Below are 19,843 nucleotides of genomic sequence, written 5' to 3' on the forward strand. Positions count from 1 at the left end.
ATTATTAAAAGTTAAAAAATCCTTCTTTATTGATGCTGTTATTAATTGCAGAAATTATTGTTCTAATAGTTGGAAGGGAAAGGTAATAACATCAAAGGCTAAGGCAAAAGGCAGTAATACCAGCTTTTGAGCAGTATTGGCACCGCTACGAGACACTTGTTGTTGCTGGTTTTGGGTGTAAAAGCTGACCATATAAGGTTTGCTCAAAGCGCGGTAATTAGATTGAATTAAGCTTAAATTACTGACTTGTGGATAGATAGCACCTTTGACAGGAACGCTAAAGCAAAAGCGCTGAGCGTTGATACGCAGGTCGCTAGCTGAAGTACAGTCGCGGCCATTATTTTGCAAAAAGAATTGATAGTCAGAGCGTTGGAATTCATCTTTTAATTTGGCATAAGAAAGCTTCATTTCACCCTGAAAATAGCCATCGTTATTGGGCACAGAAAAACTCATATCATTATCAACGTGGATATTTTTTGGCGTCAGATTGCTTAGTAAGGCAATCATTTCCGTCCCGCCTTGGGTCAGCACATAGCTGTTCTTTTCACCGACGATAACCATGGTAGCGTTCGGCGTTTTTGGCAATGCTTGGGCAGGACGACCAAAGGCGACAATTTGGTCTTCAGATAAGATTTGCTTGCTAGTCGTGGTGCTGACGTGATTATCACCTTCTAATAAAGAGCTGGTTGCGCAGCCTGAGCTGGCAAGCAATGCCGCAAGTGATGCACCTGTTAATAAAATTTTTGGGTTTAATAACTTTGATAGGGTCTGAGTATTCTTGTTTGTGTCGATAGGCTGTATCTTTTTACTCATAATCAGGCTTCCTTGTCTGCTATACGGTTGATGGTTTATCTAGCATTTAATGTGCCAAGCTTTCGTTGCTATCGTACCTTTTTTACAGAGCACTTATCCACTCATATTGATGATAAAAATTGAATGGGCTTTGTAGCTATCGTTAATCAAGCAAAATCTTGGTGCCACTCTTGGTAAAGTTCATCACAAACTGGCTTTTAAAGCTGCGCACATTGTTTTCGTAAGTCAGTAAATTACGGGTAAATTCATGATAGTCATTCATGTTTTTCGCATTGACCATGAGCATAAAATCGGCATCTCCTGACACTTCATAGCAGCTCATTACTCGTGGTTGGTCATGCATTAAGCGCTCAAATCGATGCTGCATCGAGGTATTTGAGCGCGAAATTTGTATCATTACCACCGCCGTAAGCCCGTAACCGACCTTATTTGGGTCAACGATAGCGACTTGTTTGGTGATTATTCCGTTATCTATTAATGCCTGAATGCGCCGTTGGGCAGTAGCGATAGAGACGTGCACGCGTTCTGCTACGGTCTTTAATGGTAAGCTCGCATCGTCCTGTAACAAATTTAAAATGGCTTTATCGGTATCATCTAAAAGGTGGCTCACAATATCTCATTCCTAAAAAAACGTAGTCACTTAAGATTTTACTCTAAGATTCGATTATAAGTATTACCGTTATAACTATAAATATAAGAAAAAAATTATTTCTTGTTAGAAATTTAGATAAATTTATTCAAAGAAACTCTTATATAGAAATAATATCTCATAAGACCTTAGTAAAATAGACGCTGTTAATAATTCTGTTAGCAAAAATAAAAATAATCGCTAACGCTTCTAACCTCTATTTATATTTACGGTGCTTATCATGTCCAACTCAACCCTATCTCAAGTTTTTGCTAGTACGTTAGAAAATACGGTTTCGCGTCTGCCGTTGCCTGCGATATGGACAGCAGGTAGTGCTCAGCAACGGACAGTGATAATGGGCGTGGCGTTAGCGATATTATCAAATCTATTGTTTGGCGTGCTTTACACCTATAGCAGTTTTTTAGCACCGCTATCTGGCACGCAAGTCTTTATCTGGCGGATGCTAGCAATGTGGGCAGCACTCATAGGATATTTGCTCATTAGTGGGCGCTTGAGTTTGCATCTTGATAAGTTAAAGGCTCTCCAAACCGTGAAGCAGTGGGCGTGGCTATTATTGCCAACGCCGATATTTCTCAGTCAATTTTGGCTGTTTATGTGGGCGCCAGTCAATGGTCAGGGCGTACAAACCGCGATGGGTTATTTTCTATTTCCACTGATGATGGTGATATTTGGCTGTGTTCTTTTTGGTGAAAAGTTAAGCCGTCTACAATGGTTGGCCGTTGCTTTTGCCGCTGTCGGCGTAGGCAGTGAGATTGTGCGCACGCAAAGTGTTTCTTGGGCGACGCTTTGGGTTTGTGGGACTTATCCTATTTACTACATTTTACGCCGCCTACAAGGTATTGACGCGATTACAGGTTTGTTGGTCGATTTAACCATCTTTGTACCTTTTGCTGTAGCCTATTTATTGTTATTTGCACCAAGCAGTTTAGGGTTGGTTGGCAGTTCTGGCTTTTTTATTATGATGCTTGCAGGACTAGGCGTGCTTAGTGTGCTGGCAATGAAAACCAATGTTGATGCCAGTCAGATGCTGCCAGTAAATGTTTACGGTATGATGAGCTATATAGAGCCAGCGTTATTGTTTATCTTAGCAATTACCGTTTTGGGCAATCCTTTTGAGTCAGCAATGATTTATAGCTATGGCTTGATTTGGCTAGGAATTGCTTGCTTAATTGCGCATGGTATCCGTCAGTTGCGCCACGCTCATAAACACTCGAAAATGACAAAAATTTCTCATGCAGCTTAGTGCTTTATACAGACAACAATTGATGCAAATAAAAAAAGGACGATGCAAATTATGCTGCATCGTCCTTTTTTATCGCGCTAAAAATAATTAATTTAAGACAGTAGTATTAAACCAATAAATTTAGTCGGCATTTTTAAAGCCGCGCTGCTTATCACGTTCCCAATCACGGTCTTTCAGTGTTTTACGTTTATCGTGCTGTTTTTTACCTAGCGCTAAAGCAATTTGGCATTTCACCAAAGAGTTTTTCCAATAGCAAGATAACGGCACGCAAGCATAGCCTTTTTGATTGACCGCGCCCATAAGTTTTTCGATTTCTCGGCGATTGAGCAGCAGCTTACGCGTACGGATGCTGTCAGGACTGACATGGGTTGAGCTTGAGAGCAGCGGCTGAATATGCGCGCCAAAAATAAACGCCTCATTATTACGGAAGATAATATACGCTTCGGTAATGGTCATTTTTCCGGCACGAATAGCCTTAACTTCCCAACCTTGTAACGATAGACCTGCCTCAAACGTCTCTTCAATAAAATACTCGTGACGAGCTTTTTTATTGGCACAGATTTGATTTTCCGGTTTTTTTGATTTTTTTGACATAATTTCTCCATAAGGACTTCAATATACATTGTTTGTATAAATTGTCCCAGTCTAACTGTTCCTCATCCTAACCCTCAAATATAGAGAGTTTTTTTGTCATGCTGGTTTGTCATATTAAGCACGGCAAATCAAGCATGGCAAAAGGGATGAGTCGAACCGACTATTGTAGCAAAGCGCACAGCGAAAAGGTAAATCGGCTGTTAGGACAAATGTAGCAGATAAGTATGAAGTTTGAGTAAAATTTGCTAGCATATGAGTCACTATAATTAACTATATTAGCCCTGTTATGAGCCCTTCTGCTACTTCTTCAAAATTGCATACCAAGATTTTATACCCGGGTACCTTTGATCCCATTACCAATGGTCATGTAGACTTGGTTAAACGCGCAACGAAACTGTTCGATGAGGTGGTCATTGCTGTCGCCTCAGGTCATCATAAAAAGCCTTTATTCGATTTTGAAGAGCGTGTTGCCTTGGTCGAAACGGTATTTGCTGATTTACCGCAAGTGTCGGTGATTGGCTTTGAAGGTTTGTTGGTCGACTTTATGCGTGAAAAAAACGCCACCGCAGTCTTGCGTGGTTTGCGTGCGATGTCAGACTTTGAGTATGAGTTTCAATTGGCGAATATGAACCGCGAGCTTGATGAAAACTTTGAAGCGGTATTTTTAACCCCGTCGCAAAATTACTCGTTTATTTCGTCAACGATGATTCGTGAAATTGCCAAACTTGGCGGTGATGTGACGAAATTTGTGCCACCTTGCGTCTCAGAAGCTTTTATAAAAAAACTCAGTCGCTAAATTTAGTTAAACGCTTAGTAAGTTAAGCTTTAAATATGGGCTGATTGTTCAATATTAAGTGTAATAATAAACAACAGACGTACTCATTTATTATCAACTGCTAGCAAATAAGGAGCAGTTTATGGCGTTATTAATTACCGATGAATGTATCAATTGTGATGTGTGCGAGCCCGCTTGCCCCAATGAAGCCATCTCAGAAGGCGACGATATTTATGTCATCGACCCTGATTTATGTACCGAATGCGTCGGTCATTTCGATGAGCCACAATGCGTGGTCATCTGCCCCGTCGACTGTATTCCGCATGACCCAAACCACGTCGAAACCCAAAGCGACTTGATGTCAAAATATAAGCGTATCACTGGTCAATAAAATATGACAATATCCAACCTCTCAACGAGTAATTTCTCAACAAACGACTTCGACCAGCAACACCTTTGGCATCCTTATGCCAGCTTGCCACCCACCTATCCAAATATTGTTATTGACCATGCTGAAGACATCTATATCGTTACCGAAGATGGCACGCGCCTGATTGATGGGATGTCGTCATGGTGGGCGAGTGTGCATGGTTATAATCATCCCAAGATAAATGCGGCGATGATTGAACAGTTAGGTAAGATGGCGCATGTGATGTTTGGTGGTTTGACCCATCAGCCAGCGATAGATTTAGGCAAAAAACTGCTAGCTATTGTACCTGCTGGACTCGATGCTATATTTTATGCTGACAGTGGCAGTATCGCGGTAGAAGTGGCACTAAAAATGGCACTGCAATATCAAATTGCCGCTAAGCGTCCGCAAAAATGTCAGTTTGCCTCAACGCACTCTGGTTATTATGGTGATACCTGGCACGCGATGAGTGTCTGCGATCCGCTTGCTGGCATGCATAGCCTTTATGGTAAGCAATTACCTTTGCAGCATTTTGTGCCTGCACCGCCGTTAGGGTTTGGGCGTCAGCTAAATCAAACTACACGTGATGAATTAACCGCATTTTTTGCCAAACATAGCCATCAGCTTGCCGGATTTATCATTGAGCCGATTATTCAAGGTGCAGGTGGGATGCGCTTTTATAGTCCGGAATATCTACGACTGTTGCGCCAATTGTGTGATGAGCATGACGTGCTGCTGATTGCGGATGAAATCGCTACTGGTTTTGGGCGTAGTGGCAAGTTATTTGCTTGTGAGCATGCCAATATTAGTCCAGATATTATGACTATTGGTAAAGCGCTGACCGGTGGCTATATGACTTTTTCCGCGACTTTATGTACGCGTACGATTGCTGATACCATTAGCCAAAGTAATTATCCGGCATTGATGCACGGTCCAACCTTTATGGGCAATCCGCTGGCATGTGCCGTTGCTTCTGCCTCGATTGATTTAATTCTGTCCTACGATATCGAAGTCCGCACAGCAAATATGCAAGCTGTGATGGAACAACAGCTTGCGCCTGCAGCGACGTTAGCTGGCGTTAAAGAGATACGTTGTTTGGGCGCAGTGGCCGTCATTGAATTAGAGGCAGCCGTTGATATGCCGGTTTTCCAATCATTATTAATTGACAATGGCATTTGGGTGCGACCGTTTGGTAAATTGGTCTATATCATGCCACCTTATGTCATTACTGATGATGAGTTGGTGACGTTATGCCAAGCGTTATTAAAAGTGGTCAGTATTTATTTAACGCAAAAGGGTTAATGATGAGCGTACTCTTTATTTCAGGCATTGATACCGATATTGGCAAAACGTACGCCACCGGCATGATAGCAAAAGCTCTGATGCAACAAGGTGTTAATGTCATTACCCAAAAATTGGTGCAGACTGGTGTCGCAATAAATCCAGATAACGGTGAAATGAATATTGCCGATGATATTATCACTCATCGTCAGCTGATGGGAATTGCACTACAGCCTTGCGATATTGATAGCACTACTTGCCCGTATCGTTATAAAAAGCCTGCGTCGCCGCATTTGGCAGTGAGACTTGCCAACACCGTTTTAGACCCTGAAACAATCACCAAATCTACGCAGCAATTGCAAGCAAACTACGATGTTGTGCTATTAGAAGGCGCAGGTGGATTGCTGGTGCCCATAACCGAGCAGCTATTGACCTTAGATTATATTGTGACTCAAGGTTATCCGGTCATTTTAGTCACATCAGGTCGGCTTGGTAGCATTAATCATACCTTGCTTAGCTTGGAAGCAATCCGAGCGCGCGGTTTAACGATGCATAGCGTGATTTACAATCATATTCATGATACTGCTGGTAATACCGATACTGATATTACTAATAGCAGCATTGATTATTTAAAAAACTATCTGGCGCAAAACTATCCAAATGCCAATTGGTTACAGCTGCCATACCAAGATAAAGACCAGAAAAATAACAATGATTTAATATTGCCGCTGAACTTTATTTAAATTATTATTTGAATTATTTAGTGTAAAATCAAAATAAGCACAAAAGACATTCCCACGCAGCCTTTAGATTTGCTATACTAGCGCGCTTGGTAGACTAGGCGATCGCCGCTGCACACTGACAACAGACATGCAGGGGAGGAAAGTCCGGGCTACATAGGGCAGCGTGCCAGCTAACGGCTGGGCAGGGTAACTTGACGACAAGTGCAGCAGAGAGGAGACCGCCTTTGGTGTCGCAAGACATTATCGGTAAGGGTGAAAGGGTGCGGTAAGAGCGCACCGCGTGGCTGGCAACAGTTCACGGCATGGTAAACTCCACGCGTAGCAAGACCAAATAGGCATCGGCATGGCGCGGCCCGCGTTCGATGCGGGTAGGTTGCTTGAGCGTATCAGCGATGATACGCCTAGAGGAATGATCGTCCACGACAGAACCCGGCTTATCGGTCTACCAACTTTTTTATTGTTCGTTTTTATCGTTAGTATTATGCATATTTGCTATTAATTTGAATAAAATTCCTATTTTTTGCAAATAAACGATAATTAGGGGTTGACGATAGTCATCTCTATCGGTATTATACCGAGCCTTAAATGGCGATGTAGCTCAGCTGGTTAGAGCGCATGACTCATAATCGTGAGGTCAAGAGTTCAAGTCTCTTCATCGCCACCATTTATTGCAAGACTAGCAGTATTAAAAAATGCCAATCATTCTGTGATTGGTTTTTTTTTGCCTGATTTTTGCCAAGTAGCGTCTAGCTCAGCGGCTTTATCTAGCTTCTCAGTGAGCAAAGATTTTTGTATTTTCAGAGTAGCTGATTGCCATCATGTATCACGCAACATCTTGCTAATAAAATCGCCTTACTTTACAGTGGAAAACTGCTAGAATACCCTCACATGCCTGCGCGTATTAATCACTAACCAATTGAGTTAGTCAGTAGTAATAAGCGCCATGAGCTTTTACCTTAGATATGATAGTTTACTTACTCATTACGACAGTATTGGCGTATTGGCTGATACCGTAATATGAGTAAGCATTTTATTGATTCTATCTAACAGCATTTATTTTCGTTATTCAATCCTCCATTATTTAGTAGGCGCTTTGTGACTGCATTAGCCAATATTCGTAACTTTTCTATTATTGCCCACATTGATCACGGCAAGTCGACTCTTGCCGATCGTTTTATTCAGATGTGCGGTGCGCTGCAAGATCGTGAAATGCAGGCGCAGGTCCTCGATTCTATGGACATTGAGCGTGAGCGCGGCATCACTATTAAAGCCCAGTCCGTGACCTTGTTTTACGACCATCCTAACGGTGAGCGTTATCAGCTGAATTTTATTGATACCCCTGGTCACGTCGACTTCTCCTACGAAGTATCACGTTCATTAGCCGCTTGTGAAGGCGCGCTATTGGTCGTTGATGCTGCGCAAGGCGTAGAGGCGCAATCGGTTGCAAACTGCTATACCGCGGTTGACCAAGGCTTAGAGGTGATGGCAGTCTTAAATAAGATTGACTTGCCACAAGTTGAGCCTGAGCGTGTGATTCAAGAGATTGAAGACATCATTGGCATTGATGCCGTTGATGCACCACGTGTATCAGCCAAGTCTGGTCTTGGCGTCGATAAGCTGCTAGAAGCCTTGGTCGAGTTTATTCCTGCGCCAACTGGCGATCGTGAGGCGCCGCTACAAGCATTGATTATCGACTCATGGTTTGACAGTTATTTAGGCGTGGTTTCGCTCGTACGTGTGCGTGAAGGAACGGTCAAAAAAGGCGATAAAATTTATATCTTATCGACCAAGGAAGCGCATTTGGTCAGCTCGATTGGTGTCTTTACTCCAAAGCCTTTAGATACGGGGATTTTAGAAGCCGGTGAAGTTGGCTTTATCATTGCTGGTATCAAAGACATCGCAGGCGCTCCCGTGGGTGATACAATTACCCATTCCAAGACCCCTGACGTTGATCGTATTCCGGGTTTTAAACAGATTACCCCGCAGGTGTATTCTGGCATGTTCCCAGTTGACTCTACCGATTTTGAAAAATTTCGTGAAGCGCTGCAAAAACTACAGATTAACGATGCCTCATTATTTTTTGAGCCTGACACCTCTGATGCGCTTGGTTTTGGTTTCCGCTGCGGCTTCTTAGGTATGCTGCATATGGAGATTATCCAAGAGCGCTTAGAGCGCGAATATGACTTGGATTTAATCACCACGGCGCCATCGGTTATCTATGAGATTGAAAAGAAGAACGGTGAAGTGATTTATGTTGATAATCCATCAAGATTGCCTGAGCCAAATAATATCGAAGAATTCCGTGAGCCGATTGCGCGCTGTCAGATTTTAGTACCGCAAGATTACTTGGGTAACGTGATGACGCTTTGCATTGAGCGCCGCGGTGTACAGGTCGATATGCGCTTTATGGGTCGTCAAGTGCAGCTGATTTTTGATATTCCGATGGGCGAGGTGGTCATGGACTTCTTTGACCGTCTAAAATCCGTCTCGCGCGGATTTGCGTCGCTGGATTACAACTTTGAGCGTTATCAAGTAGATAAATTGGTAAAAGTTGACGTGCTGATTAATGGCGAGAAAGTCGATGCGTTAGCCATGATTGTGCATCAAGACCAAGCGCGCTATCGTGGTAATGCATTGGTTGGTAAAATGAAAGAGCTGATTCCGCGTCAGATGTTTGATGTAGCGATTCAGGCCGCGATTGGTAGCCAGATTATCGGCCGCAGTACCGTGAAAGCCATGCGTAAAGACGTACTAGCCAAATGTTATGGTGGCGACGTTTCGCGTAAGAAAAAGCTGCTCTCAAAACAGAAAGCCGGTAAAAAACGTATGAAGCAAGTCGGTAATGTGGAAATTCCACAAGAAGCCTTCCTAGCTGTTTTGCAAGTTGAATAAATCACCGATAAATGACCAAACGTCATCTGTCTTAATATCTTTTTTAATAGCTCATTTATGAATAATAAAGACTGGCAGATAAGTAGCTCGCTAATAGGCAAATAAGTATGGATTTTGATTTTAATTTGATTCTAGTACCCTTAACCATTGGTTTAGGTATTATTTGGCTATTAGATAAGCTGACGCTGAAACAACGTAAAACACGAGGTCGCGGTAAAGAAAGCTTGTTGGTGCGCTGGGCCTATGACTTTTTTCCTGTACTAGCCGTGGTGTTGATTGTGCGCTCGTTCTTGATTGAGCCGTTTAATATCCCCTCATCGTCTATGGTACCGACTCTATATACTGGCGACTTTATCGCGGTCAATAAATACGCTTATGGTGTGCGTCTGCCGCTCACTTATAATAAAGTACTTGATACAGGCGCGCCTGAGCATGGCGATGTGGTGGTTTTTCGTTACCCTGAAAATCCAAGTATTTATTATATCAAGCGCGTCATTGGTCTACCGGGTGATACCGTGAGTTATAACAAGGGTACGCTCGCGATTAATGACAAACCAGTTCCTACCAAGGCGGTAAATTTTGACGCCGATGCTGAACTGACCTCACAGTTATATCCTGCAGGACAAGTTGCGCCAGGGCAAGTCTTGACTGAAGACAATGCTATACAAATGGGTCAACAGGAAGAAAACGCTGCGCAGTATTTTGAAGAGACTCAAGGCGACAACAAACACTTGGTGCGCTACTTACCTAATATGAATAGTTCGCAATATGCGCCATTTTTACAGCAAGAGTCACCAGAAGTGGTCAACTCTGAAGGAACAGAATGGCGTATCAGTGTCCCAGAAGGTCACTACTTTGTGATGGGTGATAACCGTGATCGCAGTGCTGACGGGCGTTTTTGGGGCTTCGTTCCTGATGACAATTTAGCCGGTAAAGCGGTCTATATTTGGATGCATAAGCCGCCTGGTCTTAATTTACCAACCTTTAAACGTAATGGCAGTATTGACTGATATCATCGCTGCGCTAAAGATTGATTTACCGATAATAGTTTGTGCTAATATTATAGCTATCTAATAAACTGCTGAATGACTTAAAAATATCAACTATTAAGCAATGATATTAATAATATGGCTTTAATAGTATGGCGGTTTACCTATAGCAACTTAAGCAAGTTACCCTTTGAGAGGTATTATAGTGCAACAATTATCAGGTTTGTCTTCGCAGCGCGGTGCTAGTGTGACTAGTATCGTTTTTATCATTATCGTTTTGGGTGTGGCTGCTAAATTGATTGTCGCTATCGTACCGGCGCAGATTGGTGATTATCAGCTAACTAAAACGTTAAGTGCGCAGCTTAAAGAATCCAATGCTAATAAAGAAACGGCTAAACAGTTTGTTGAACGTGTCAATAAGCAGCTTTCTATTAATGCTGATTATGATACTAAAGCAGAAGAGGTTTTTACCTTTACTGATAAGAAAACAGGTCAGCTTGCTATTCATAAGGAATATGCAGTAACCAATAATCTTTTTGGTAATATCGATATTGTTAATCGCTTCGAAGGCGATATTGATGCAACCACAGCCGAATAATCTTTACTCTACATTATAGAAAAGTGAATATTCATGATTGATATTTACTTTTCTAAGAAATTTAAAAGATTCTAACGCACCAAAAGTTAGCCATATTCATTAATGCAAAAAAATGCAACAAAAGGGATAATCACAAACCACGCATGAAACCAACTTCGCAGTATCCTCAGGCGGTTCCTAATCACCAAAAAAGTAGCATGTCTGATGACACGCTTATTATTAGCTCAGAATTTATTCAACGCTTAGCGATATTGACGCGCAAGTTGGGTTATGTGTTTAATGATTTGAGTTTGCCTAAGCTGGCGCTCACCCATCGCTCGTTTGATAGTAAGAAAAACTATGAACGTTTAGAGTTTTTGGGCGATGCGCTACTAGGTATGATAGTCGGTGAAGCTTTATATCATCGTTATCCGACGCAAAATGAAGGTCGTCTGACCCGGATGCGCGCAACTTTAGTCCGCCAAGAATCACTGGTCATTATTGCGCAAAACCTAGAGCTATCTAACCAATTGATATTGGGCGTTGGCGAGCGTAAAGGTGGCGGGCGCAATCGTGCTTCTATCTTAGCGGATGCCGTAGAGTCATTGATTGGGGCGATTTATCTAGACAGCCAAGACATGGATATCACCCGTGACTGTGTGCTTTCTTGGTACGGTGACCTTATTGATAATGTGAATGATCAAAAAGCGCTAAAAGACGCCAAAAGCCGCTTACAAGAATGGTTGCAATCTAAGCAGTTTGATTTGCCGCATTATGAGCTGATGGAAACCCGCGGCAACGCCCCGCATCAAATTTTTGTAGTGCGCTGTCAGGTAAATATTAATAACTGTCCTGACATTACCGAATCGGGTGAAAGCCGCCGGATTGCTGAGCAAAAAGCGGCAGAGCTGATGATTAATCAGTTGCATAAATTGCCAGGTCAGCCTAAAAAACGCTCATAGCTCATTTTTCAAACGTGTTTTATAGCGCTTTTTTAAAGTTCGTTTATTGAAATGTTCAGTTTTCTAAGTACTAATTTTTCTAAGTGCTAATTTTTCGATTGTTTCAATAAACGATTATTCGAAATACCAAATATTCTTAATATGATCAGATTTATGCCACTTTCCTTCAAACGACTAATAAGTGGCATGACTGATGACAACCTCCATAGGATTAACCCATGAGCAATCACAACGACTTGCCATTAAATAATGAAGATAATGCCAAAAATATGACCGAAAACACCAATACCAGCTCAACCCAAAATAATGTTGAAGCAAATGACGTTGAACAAAACCATGCTGAATTAAGTAATACTAGATTAAATGATGCTAAGTTAAATGTTGATAACACAGAAGATACTGCGTTACAGAATAACGCAATAGAAAATGACACGGCGATCGAAGAGTTCTTTTCACCCAATAATAATGCACATATAGCTGATGGTTTTAAAACGGGTTATGTGGCCATTGTTGGTCGCCCAAATGTGGGTAAATCAACCTTGATGAACCACTTGTTGGGTCAAAAGCTATCTATCACCTCGCGTAAACCACAAACGACCCGCCATCGTATTCACGGTATTTTGTCTAACGATGAGATGCAAGCGGTGTTCGTCGATACCCCAGGTATTCATCGCAATGAAGTACGTGCTATCAATGAGCGCATGAATAAAGCCGCAGTATCTGCGTTGGTTGATGTTGATTTGGTCTTGTTTGTCGTTGATTCTGACCAATGGCGCGACGATGATTTGCTTGTTTTACAAAAGCTTGGCGATACCAATTTAACTGTGGTACTGGTTATTAATAAAGCCGATACTTTAAAAGATAAAGGTAGCGTATTGCCATTGATCGAAACCTTTAACGACAGTTTTGATTTTGCTGATATTGTCCCTGTTTCTGCTTTAAAGAATCAAAACTTAGATCGTTTGCAAGAAGTGATTGCCTCACATTTGCCAATCGCCGATCCTATCTACGATACCGAACAGATTACCGATCGCTCAGAGCGCTTTTTAGCCAGTGAAATTATCCGCGAAAAAATCATGCGTAGTGCAGGTGATGAAGTACCATACGATTTAACCGTACAGATTGATGGTTTTAAAGACGAAGCCGCGCATATAGATCCAAAAACTGGTCGTCCCCGTAAAGCTTGCACCTTTATCGATGCGACCATTTATGTCGAGCGCAGTGGACAAAAAGCAATCGTGATTGGTGATAAAGGCCAGCGTATCAAACAAGTGGGCATGGATGCACGTAAAGATATGGAACAGCTGTTTGATAAGAAAATCATGTTAACGTTATGGGTAAAAGTGAAGCGTGGTTGGTCTGATGATGAGCGTGCTTTGACCAGTTTAGGATACTAAGAGCGCTTTATCAGAAATTGCATGGCGTCATCTATGTTTGTCGCCATGCATTTATATAATTATTGCTGAGGTAATAATCCATGCGTAACGAAGCGTTAATCGGTTATTTATTACATCAGCGTCCTTACCAAGAAAAGCGCGCCTTATACTATTTATTTTCTCAGCACCATGGTGTCATCCATGGGATTGGTAAAAAAGGCGCGCCGCTCTTTATGCCACTGCAACTTTTTGCAACTGGCAAACGCGATTTAAAAACATTCAGTCAGATTAATATTGCGCCATTAAGCTCAATTCAAGGTTCTGTAACACAAGATTTTTTAGCGCCAGAGGACAGTAACGCGAACCTAGCAGAAGCGTTGCACCACGAGAGTATTAGTGGGCAACATCAGTACGCTGGCCTTTACTTGAATGAGATATTATGGCGGCTACTACCTACTGAAGATCCTATGCCAGTATTATGGCAACACTATCAAAACAGTCTACAGCAGCTTAAGCAGCCTTTAACTGCTGATGAGTTGCGTTTGTGTTTGCGCCAGTTTGAGACGGATCTATTTAATGAACTGGGCTTTGCTTTAACGCTAAAACATGACAGCCTTGATCAGCCTATTGAGTCCGACTGCTCTTATCGCTTCTTACCTGATGTGGGCTTGGTACCGATTATTCATAATGACGATAATAAAAATGCAATAGCGCAAACTATTTTCAAAGGTAGTGAAGTTCTAGTAATGGTAGAGCGGGGCATATCTATTGTCACTCTCAATACTTGGTCGCGTTTGCATCGCCAACTGATTGATCATCTGCTTGATTATCAGCCATTACAAAGTCGCCTACTTTGGCAACAACAGCAGCGCTATCAATCCTAGTATTTATAAAGGCTTTATAAAGTAATACGCAGTAAATAATCTGGATATTATTGAAAGGATTTTTTATGACTAATACAACGTTAGTACAGACAGCTAACTCAGCAGAAACTTCAGAAAACAGCTTAAAAAAACCTCTATTAGGGGTCAATATTGACCATGTAGCCACTTTACGCCAAGCACGAGGTGTCAGTTATCCAAGCCCATTGGCAGCGGCTCTTTTATGTGAAAAAGCGGGAGCAGATGGTATCACGATTCATTTGCGTGAAGACCGTCGCCATATTCAAGATGCCGATGTATATGATATTGCCGAGCAGCTGACCACAAGAATGAACCTAGAGATGGCAGCAACGACTGAGATGCTTGAGATTGCTGGTAAGGTTAAGCCTTTCTGGGTATGCTTAGTGCCTGAAAAGCGCGCCGAATTAACTACCGAAGGCGGTCTTGACGTTTCTAGTCAGATACCTTGGTTGACGGATTATATCGCCAAGTTACAAGCAGTCGGTATTAAAGTCTCTTTGTTCATTGATCCAGAAGATAAGCAGATTGCTGCAGCGGTAAGCTGCGGAGCCGACGCGATTGAATTACATACAGGTGCTTATGCTGAAGCAAGCTTAGCCAGTGACGTCGATAAGATGAATGATGAGCTTACAAGGATTAGGCAAGCGGTGCGGACGGCCCAAGACGCTAATAGTAGTATGCTGATTAATGCTGGTCATGGTCTCACGCGCGACAATGTTAAGGAGATTGCCCAAATTGACGGCATATATGAGCTAAATATTGGACATGCCCTTATTGCCGATGCCATCTTTGTTGGATTAGAGCAAGCGGTTGTTATGATGAAATCTGCTATGCATCAAATTGTTTAACTATTTTAACCTTATCATGGTTCTCTATTGCCCGCAGTCAGTAGGGTGGCTTTCGTTAGGTTTATAAGTGATACGACCGATTTGGCTAAATGAGATTTGATACATGGTGTGATTGTAGGTTGAAGTTGGACAGTATTTAAAATGTCCGAAATGACCGCGCGGTTTACCGCTATCACCCCAAAATTTAGTGTAATGGCGCTTATCTCCTACCCGTAAATACAAGGTGCTGTATTTGGGCTCTAATGCCTGTTCTTCTAGTAGGTCGTCAACTCCTAAATCGAAGTTCTTATTATTGTTCTTGTCTAAGAATAATAACAGCTTCTTATAACTGTCTCTGTGACAAAGGCCACCGCCGTTAGACAGACAAAGCAGCAAGTCCTGTCTCCTGATATAACTTTCAGCTTTAGCTAATGTGAGTGTATTTTCAATTTGGTTTTCAATACGTTTTGCTTCCATACGGGCTAATTGCTCTAGGATATAAGGCGTTGCAATTATTGCAATGATAGCTAAAACGGCGACGGTAACGATTAACTCTACTAAATTAAAGCCATGTTCATTATGTGGTCGAAGGTGTCTTTGTTTATTCGAAGATACTTTATATAATTCAATCATGATGGACTGTTACCTATATAAGAGGTATGGCGATATAGAAAAACAACTTATAAATGGATCTGACTTCACTGCCAATGTTTTTTACTACCAACGTTGAATATGAGGATCGATAAAGTAATGAACCTCGTAGCTTTACATAGCTATATAAAGAATAGAGAATTTAGTAGAAATCCAAGTACTTAAATAAAAAAATGAAATAATGTTTACTAGTTAAATATAGACTAAATATATATCTAGTGTCAAATAATGTTTCAATTCGTGAATGAGCAGTTTTATCAATAGAGAAAACTAAAGATTTGTATTAAAATAGGCTCAAACAATAGGTATGATTCGTTTCATCATCTATTGCGACCTAACATACAAAAGATAAAAAGTGTAAAGTGTGTTAGTTATCGGTAAGTTGAGCTGACTAATGTGTTTTGGTTATGACATTATCGTGTAATAATGTGTAGCTGGTTAACGAAAAAAGTTGTAAACTGAGTTGATAATCGCTAAGCTACTCCTTAATTGGTTTTGCTTTGTCACTTAAAATTTGTAAAAGATGTCTATTTTTAGACATTTTGAGATGCAGTTTTGCTTAACGCATTACTAAAATTATCCTTTGGAGGAAGTTCATGAAATTAAATAAAATTGCTTTGGCATTGTTTGCCATTACAGCGGCCCCACTAGCAGCAAACGCTGGTGTTACTATTAGTCCACTATTACTTGGTTATCACTGGACAGAAGACGGTGAAGACCAACGCGACCTGTTAGCAAACTATAACGATGGTGCAGAAAACTTTTACGTAGAGAATGGTTTGTATACTGGTGCAGCACTAGGTATCGAGCTAACTCCTTCTACTCAGTTCCAAGTAGAATACGGTGTATCTAATACTGATGCTATAAGTAATAAGCCAGGTGCAGGCTCTTATGACGCCGAACAAGAAATGATCTCTGGTAACTTTTTAATCGGTTTTGAAGAGTTCAGTGGCTATACAGATAATGCATTTAAACCTTATGCATTGATTGGTGCTGGTCGATCTAAACTTGAAATCGAAGATGCTAGCGGCAATATGGTATCAGGTACTAAAGATACAATCGGTAACTTAGGTTTAGGCGCTATGTATCGTATCAACGATGCATTAAGCCTACGTGGTGAAGGTCGTGCGATTCATAACTTTGACCAAAACTGGTGGGAAGGTATGGCTCTAGCTGGTTTAGAAGTCGTATTAGGCGGTCACTTAGCTCCTACTGTTGCTGTTCCACCAATGCAAGAGCCATTAGTTGATAATGCTCCAATCGTTGTTGTTGAATCTGATCTTGATTCTGACGGTGATGGCGTACCTGATAGCATCGATGCATGCCCAGGCACTCCAATGAACGTAGTGGTTGATGAGCGTGGTTGCCCAGTACCAGTAGACATTACTGATGAGCTAAAAATGGAACTACGTGTATTCTTTGATAACGATAAATCAGCTATCAAAAACCAATACAAACCAGAAATCGCTAAAGTAGCAGAGAAGATGCGTGAGTATCCTAACTCTACAGCACGTGTAGAAGGTCATGCTTCTAAAACTGGTCCTTCAGCACGTTATAACCAACGTCTATCTGAAGCCCGTGCTGTTGCAGTGAAATCTATGTTGACTAACGAATTTGGTATTGCTCCAAACCGTCTATCAACAGTTGGTTATGGTTATGACCAACCAATCGCTGATAACAACACTGAAGAAGGTCGCGCTATGAACCGTCGTGTATATGCCATCATCACTGGTGACAAAACCATGACTGTTGAACAAACTAAAGATATGGTTGTTCAATAAGTAATAGCTGCTAATTATCTTATAAAGTAATTAGTTACAAAAAAAGTCATCCTCTGGGTGGCTTTTTTTTATTTAGGCAGTGAGAAAAGTAAGTTATTGCATAAATTCATGATGCAATAATGTTATACTAGCGACCCAAACACTTTGTAAATTGACAAGGTGTACATTAGCATAGCTATCTGTACGATGGATTTATCAGCATAGGTATTTGATTTCGTTAATATTAAATCGCTGTACGTATTGTGCAATTATTTAATCCTAAGCCAATCATGTCTATCTGGTTGATGTTAACAGTTTATCCAGCGGCGCTTACTGCTACTGCATTTTTTTAAGACAAAACGAGCATTTTATATGGCGAACGATATCAAACACCTGCGTAACATTGCAATTATTGCCCACGTTGACCACGGTAAAACCACTTTGGTTGACAAGCTATTACATCAATCTGGTACTTTTGGCGATCGTGCAAACATTGCTGAGCGTGCAATGGATTCAGGTGATATTGAGCAAGAGCGTGGTATTACCATCTTAGCGAAGAATACTGCTATCCGCTGGACAGATGATACTGATGGCACTGAGTATCGTATTAATATTGTCGACACTCCTGGTCACGCCGATTTTGGTGGTGAAGTTGAGCGTGTTATGTCAATGGTTGACTGTGTACTATTAGTCGTTGACGGTGTTGATGGCCCAATGCCACAAACCCGTTTCGTGACTCAAAAAGCATTTGAACAAGGCCTGAAGCCAATTGTTGTTATTAATAAAATCGACCGTCCTGGTTCACGTCCTGATTGGGTAATGGATCAAATTTTTGATTTGTTTGACAACTTAGGCGCGACTGATGAGCAGTTAGATTTCCCAGTTGTTTACGCCTCAGCATTGAATGGTATTGCCGGTTTAGAAGCTGATAACTTAGCTGATGACATGACACCACTGTTCAAAACTATTGTTGATGTCGTACAGCCACCACAGGTTGATGCTGATGCTCCGTTCCGTATGCAAATATCAAGTATCGATTATAATAGCTTTGTAGGTGTTATCGGTATTGGCCGTATTCAACGTGGTCGCATATCTACGAATACGCAAGTAACTGTCATCGATAAAGACGGCGAAACACGTAACGGTCGTATATTGAAGATTATGGGTTATCATGGTCTTGATCGTATTGAAGTAGATGATGCACAAGCAGGTGATATTGTCTGTATTACCGGTGTTGACGCGCTTAATATCTCAGATACTATCTGTGATCCTAATCATGTTGAAGCTTTGCCACCGCTAACGGTTGATGAACCAACGGTATCAATGACTTTCCAAGTGAACAACTCTCCGTTTGCTGGTCGTGAAGGTAAGTTTGTGACGTCACGCAACATTCGTGAGCGTCTTGAGCGTGAACTGATTCATAACGTTGCGCTACGTGTAGAAGATACTGAGTCTCCTGATAAATTTAAAGTATCAGGTCGTGGTGAGCTACATCTGTCTGTATTGATTGAAAACATGCGCCGTGAAGGGTATGAGCTTGGTGTGTCGCGTCCAGAAGTTATCGTTAAAGAAGTTGATGGTAAGCTACAAGAGCCGTATGAAAATGTAGTCTTTGATATTGAAGAGCAGCATCAAGGTTCAATCATGGAGCAGGTTGGCTTGCGTAAAGGCGAGATGACTAACATGGAGCTTGATAGTAAAGGTCGTATGCGTATTGAAGCAACTATGCCAGCTCGTGGTTTGATTGGTTTCCGTTCTGAGTTCTTAACCTTGACTTCAGGAACAGGTATCCTAACGTCAAGCTTCTCGCATTACGGTCCACAAAAAATTGGTGATGTCGGTGCTCGCTCTAATGGTGTACTTGTTTCTATGACCAAAGGCGTTTGCTTAGGCTTCGCACTATTTAACCTACAAAAGCGCGGTAAGATGTTTGCTGAGCCACAGCTTGAAGTTTATGAAGGTATGATTGTTGGTTTAAACTCACGTAACGATGATATGGCCGTTAACCCAACAACCGCCAAACAGTTAACCAACGTTCGTGCTAGTGGTACCGACGAAGCGTTAACTCTAACGCCTGCGATTAAGTTTACACTTGAGCAGGCGCTTGAATTCATTCAAGATGACGAGTTGGTTGAAGTAACACCAAAATCTATCCGTCTGCGTAAGCGTTACTTGACTGAAAGTGAGCGTAAGCGTTTTGGTCGTAAGAAAGGTGCATAATATCGATATGTAAATTACTTCGTAATTTATATTATTATTCAAGAAGCACGCAATGCTAGTTATTGTTTAGTAGCATTGAGAGATATAATTGGCAGTATGAAGTGAGCTGAATATGGTTCACTTTATATTGCTTTTTTTTGTGCCTGTCTTTTTATATAATAGTAAAACTAATTAACCTAA

18 protein-coding genes, 1 tRNA gene and 1 other RNA gene are annotated in these 19,843 nt (G+C 41.5%); 16 read left to right on the top strand and 4 right to left on the bottom strand.

Annotated elements, in window-relative coordinates; all coding sequences use genetic code 11:
* Positions 1 to 54: 54 nt before the first annotated feature.
* Positions 55 to 813, bottom strand: a complete 759-nt coding sequence (locus JMW39_RS09370) for a hypothetical protein (RefSeq protein WP_201546229.1) — start codon at positions 811 to 813, stop codon at positions 55 to 57.
* Positions 814 to 955: 142 nt separating this feature from the next.
* A complete protein-coding gene (locus tag JMW39_RS09375) occupies positions 956 to 1,423 on the bottom strand; it encodes an Lrp/AsnC family transcriptional regulator (RefSeq protein WP_201546230.1) in 468 nt (155 codons plus the stop codon).
* A 259-nt stretch (positions 1,424 to 1,682) separates the two neighbouring features.
* Between JMW39_RS09375 and rarD the strand changes: the two genes are divergently transcribed.
* The gene (rarD, locus tag JMW39_RS09380; RefSeq protein ID WP_201546231.1) at positions 1,683 to 2,705 is read left to right on the top strand and encodes an EamA family transporter RarD; all 1,023 of its coding nucleotides are present in this window, start codon (positions 1,683 to 1,685) and stop codon (positions 2,703 to 2,705) included.
* A 120-nt stretch (positions 2,706 to 2,825) separates the two neighbouring features.
* Here rarD and smpB read toward each other — a convergent pair whose 3' ends face one another.
* A complete protein-coding gene (smpB, locus tag JMW39_RS09385; protein ID WP_079690859.1) occupies positions 2,826 to 3,299 on the bottom strand; it encodes an SsrA-binding protein SmpB in 474 nt (157 codons plus the stop codon).
* A gap of 286 nt (positions 3,300 to 3,585) precedes the next feature.
* Here smpB and coaD point away from each other — a divergent pair, with 286 nt between their 5' ends.
* From coaD to JMW39_RS09450, 13 genes are all read left to right on the top strand, one after another.
* Positions 3,586 to 4,095, top strand: a complete 510-nt coding sequence (coaD, locus tag JMW39_RS09390; RefSeq protein ID WP_201546232.1) for a pantetheine-phosphate adenylyltransferase — start codon at positions 3,586 to 3,588, stop codon at positions 4,093 to 4,095.
* Positions 4,096 to 4,216: 121 nt separating this feature from the next.
* Positions 4,217 to 4,465 (top strand): YfhL family 4Fe-4S dicluster ferredoxin, encoded by a 249-nt coding sequence (locus JMW39_RS09395; protein WP_149490624.1) that lies wholly within the window; start codon positions 4,217 to 4,219, stop codon positions 4,463 to 4,465.
* Positions 4,466 to 4,468: 3 nt separating this feature from the next.
* Positions 4,469 to 5,785 (top strand): adenosylmethionine--8-amino-7-oxononanoate transaminase, encoded by a 1,317-nt coding sequence (bioA, locus tag JMW39_RS09400; RefSeq protein ID WP_201546233.1) that lies wholly within the window; start codon positions 4,469 to 4,471, stop codon positions 5,783 to 5,785.
* Positions 5,786 to 5,787: 2 nt separating this feature from the next.
* Complete coding sequence (bioD, locus tag JMW39_RS09405) at positions 5,788 to 6,507, top strand: dethiobiotin synthase (RefSeq protein ID WP_413786228.1); 720 nt, start codon at positions 5,788 to 5,790, stop codon at positions 6,505 to 6,507.
* 86 nt (positions 6,508 to 6,593) lie between these two features.
* Positions 6,594 to 6,960, top strand: an RNA gene (rnpB, locus tag JMW39_RS09410) — RNase P RNA component class A.
* Between the two features lie 134 nt (positions 6,961 to 7,094).
* Positions 7,095 to 7,171, top strand: a tRNA-Met gene (locus tag JMW39_RS09415).
* Between the two features lie 431 nt (positions 7,172 to 7,602).
* Complete coding sequence (gene lepA, locus JMW39_RS09420; RefSeq protein WP_201546234.1) at positions 7,603 to 9,399, top strand: translation elongation factor 4; 1,797 nt, start codon at positions 7,603 to 7,605, stop codon at positions 9,397 to 9,399.
* 107 nt (positions 9,400 to 9,506) lie between these two features.
* On the top strand, positions 9,507 to 10,409 hold the full coding sequence (gene lepB / locus JMW39_RS09425; protein WP_201546235.1) for a signal peptidase I: 903 nt from the start codon (positions 9,507 to 9,509) through the stop codon (positions 10,407 to 10,409).
* 184 nt (positions 10,410 to 10,593) lie between these two features.
* Entirely contained in the window at positions 10,594 to 10,986 is a 393-nt protein-coding gene (locus JMW39_RS09430) for a DUF4845 domain-containing protein (RefSeq protein WP_227679476.1), read from the top strand.
* Positions 10,987 to 11,129: 143 nt separating this feature from the next.
* Positions 11,130 to 11,927, top strand: a complete 798-nt coding sequence (rnc, locus tag JMW39_RS09435; RefSeq protein WP_183619926.1) for a ribonuclease III — start codon at positions 11,130 to 11,132, stop codon at positions 11,925 to 11,927.
* Between the two features lie 218 nt (positions 11,928 to 12,145).
* A complete protein-coding gene (gene era, locus JMW39_RS09440; protein ID WP_201546236.1) occupies positions 12,146 to 13,324 on the top strand; it encodes a GTPase Era in 1,179 nt (392 codons plus the stop codon).
* Between the two features lie 80 nt (positions 13,325 to 13,404).
* Positions 13,405 to 14,187 carry a DNA repair protein RecO gene (recO, locus tag JMW39_RS09445; protein ID WP_201546237.1) on the top strand — a complete coding sequence of 261 codons (783 nt, stop codon included), beginning with the start codon at positions 13,405 to 13,407 and terminating at the stop codon, positions 14,185 to 14,187.
* Positions 14,188 to 14,252: 65 nt separating this feature from the next.
* Positions 14,253 to 15,053: a pyridoxine 5'-phosphate synthase gene (locus tag JMW39_RS09450; protein WP_201546238.1), complete on the top strand. Its 801-nt coding sequence runs from the start codon at positions 14,253 to 14,255 to the stop codon at positions 15,051 to 15,053.
* Between the two features lie 24 nt (positions 15,054 to 15,077).
* Here the strand turns inward: JMW39_RS09450 and JMW39_RS09455 are convergent, their stop codons facing one another.
* Positions 15,078 to 15,665 (bottom strand): prepilin-type N-terminal cleavage/methylation domain-containing protein, encoded by a 588-nt coding sequence (locus JMW39_RS09455; RefSeq protein WP_201546239.1) that lies wholly within the window; start codon positions 15,663 to 15,665, stop codon positions 15,078 to 15,080.
* Positions 15,666 to 16,279: 614 nt separating this feature from the next.
* On the opposite strand from JMW39_RS09455, the gene JMW39_RS09460 reads away from it, so the two are divergent.
* Together JMW39_RS09460 and typA are read left to right on the top strand one after the other, a co-directional pair.
* Positions 16,280 to 17,464 (top strand): OmpA family protein, encoded by a 1,185-nt coding sequence (locus JMW39_RS09460; protein WP_201546240.1) that lies wholly within the window; start codon positions 16,280 to 16,282, stop codon positions 17,462 to 17,464.
* Between the two features lie 351 nt (positions 17,465 to 17,815).
* Positions 17,816 to 19,663 carry a translational GTPase TypA gene (gene typA / locus JMW39_RS09465; protein WP_201546241.1) on the top strand — a complete coding sequence of 616 codons (1,848 nt, stop codon included), beginning with the start codon at positions 17,816 to 17,818 and terminating at the stop codon, positions 19,661 to 19,663.
* The last annotated feature ends 180 nt before the right edge of the window (positions 19,664 to 19,843 follow it).

This window comes from Psychrobacter immobilis (assembly GCF_904846175.1).
In the GTDB taxonomy this organism is placed as follows: Bacteria; Pseudomonadota; Gammaproteobacteria; order Pseudomonadales; family Moraxellaceae; genus Psychrobacter; species Psychrobacter immobilis_E.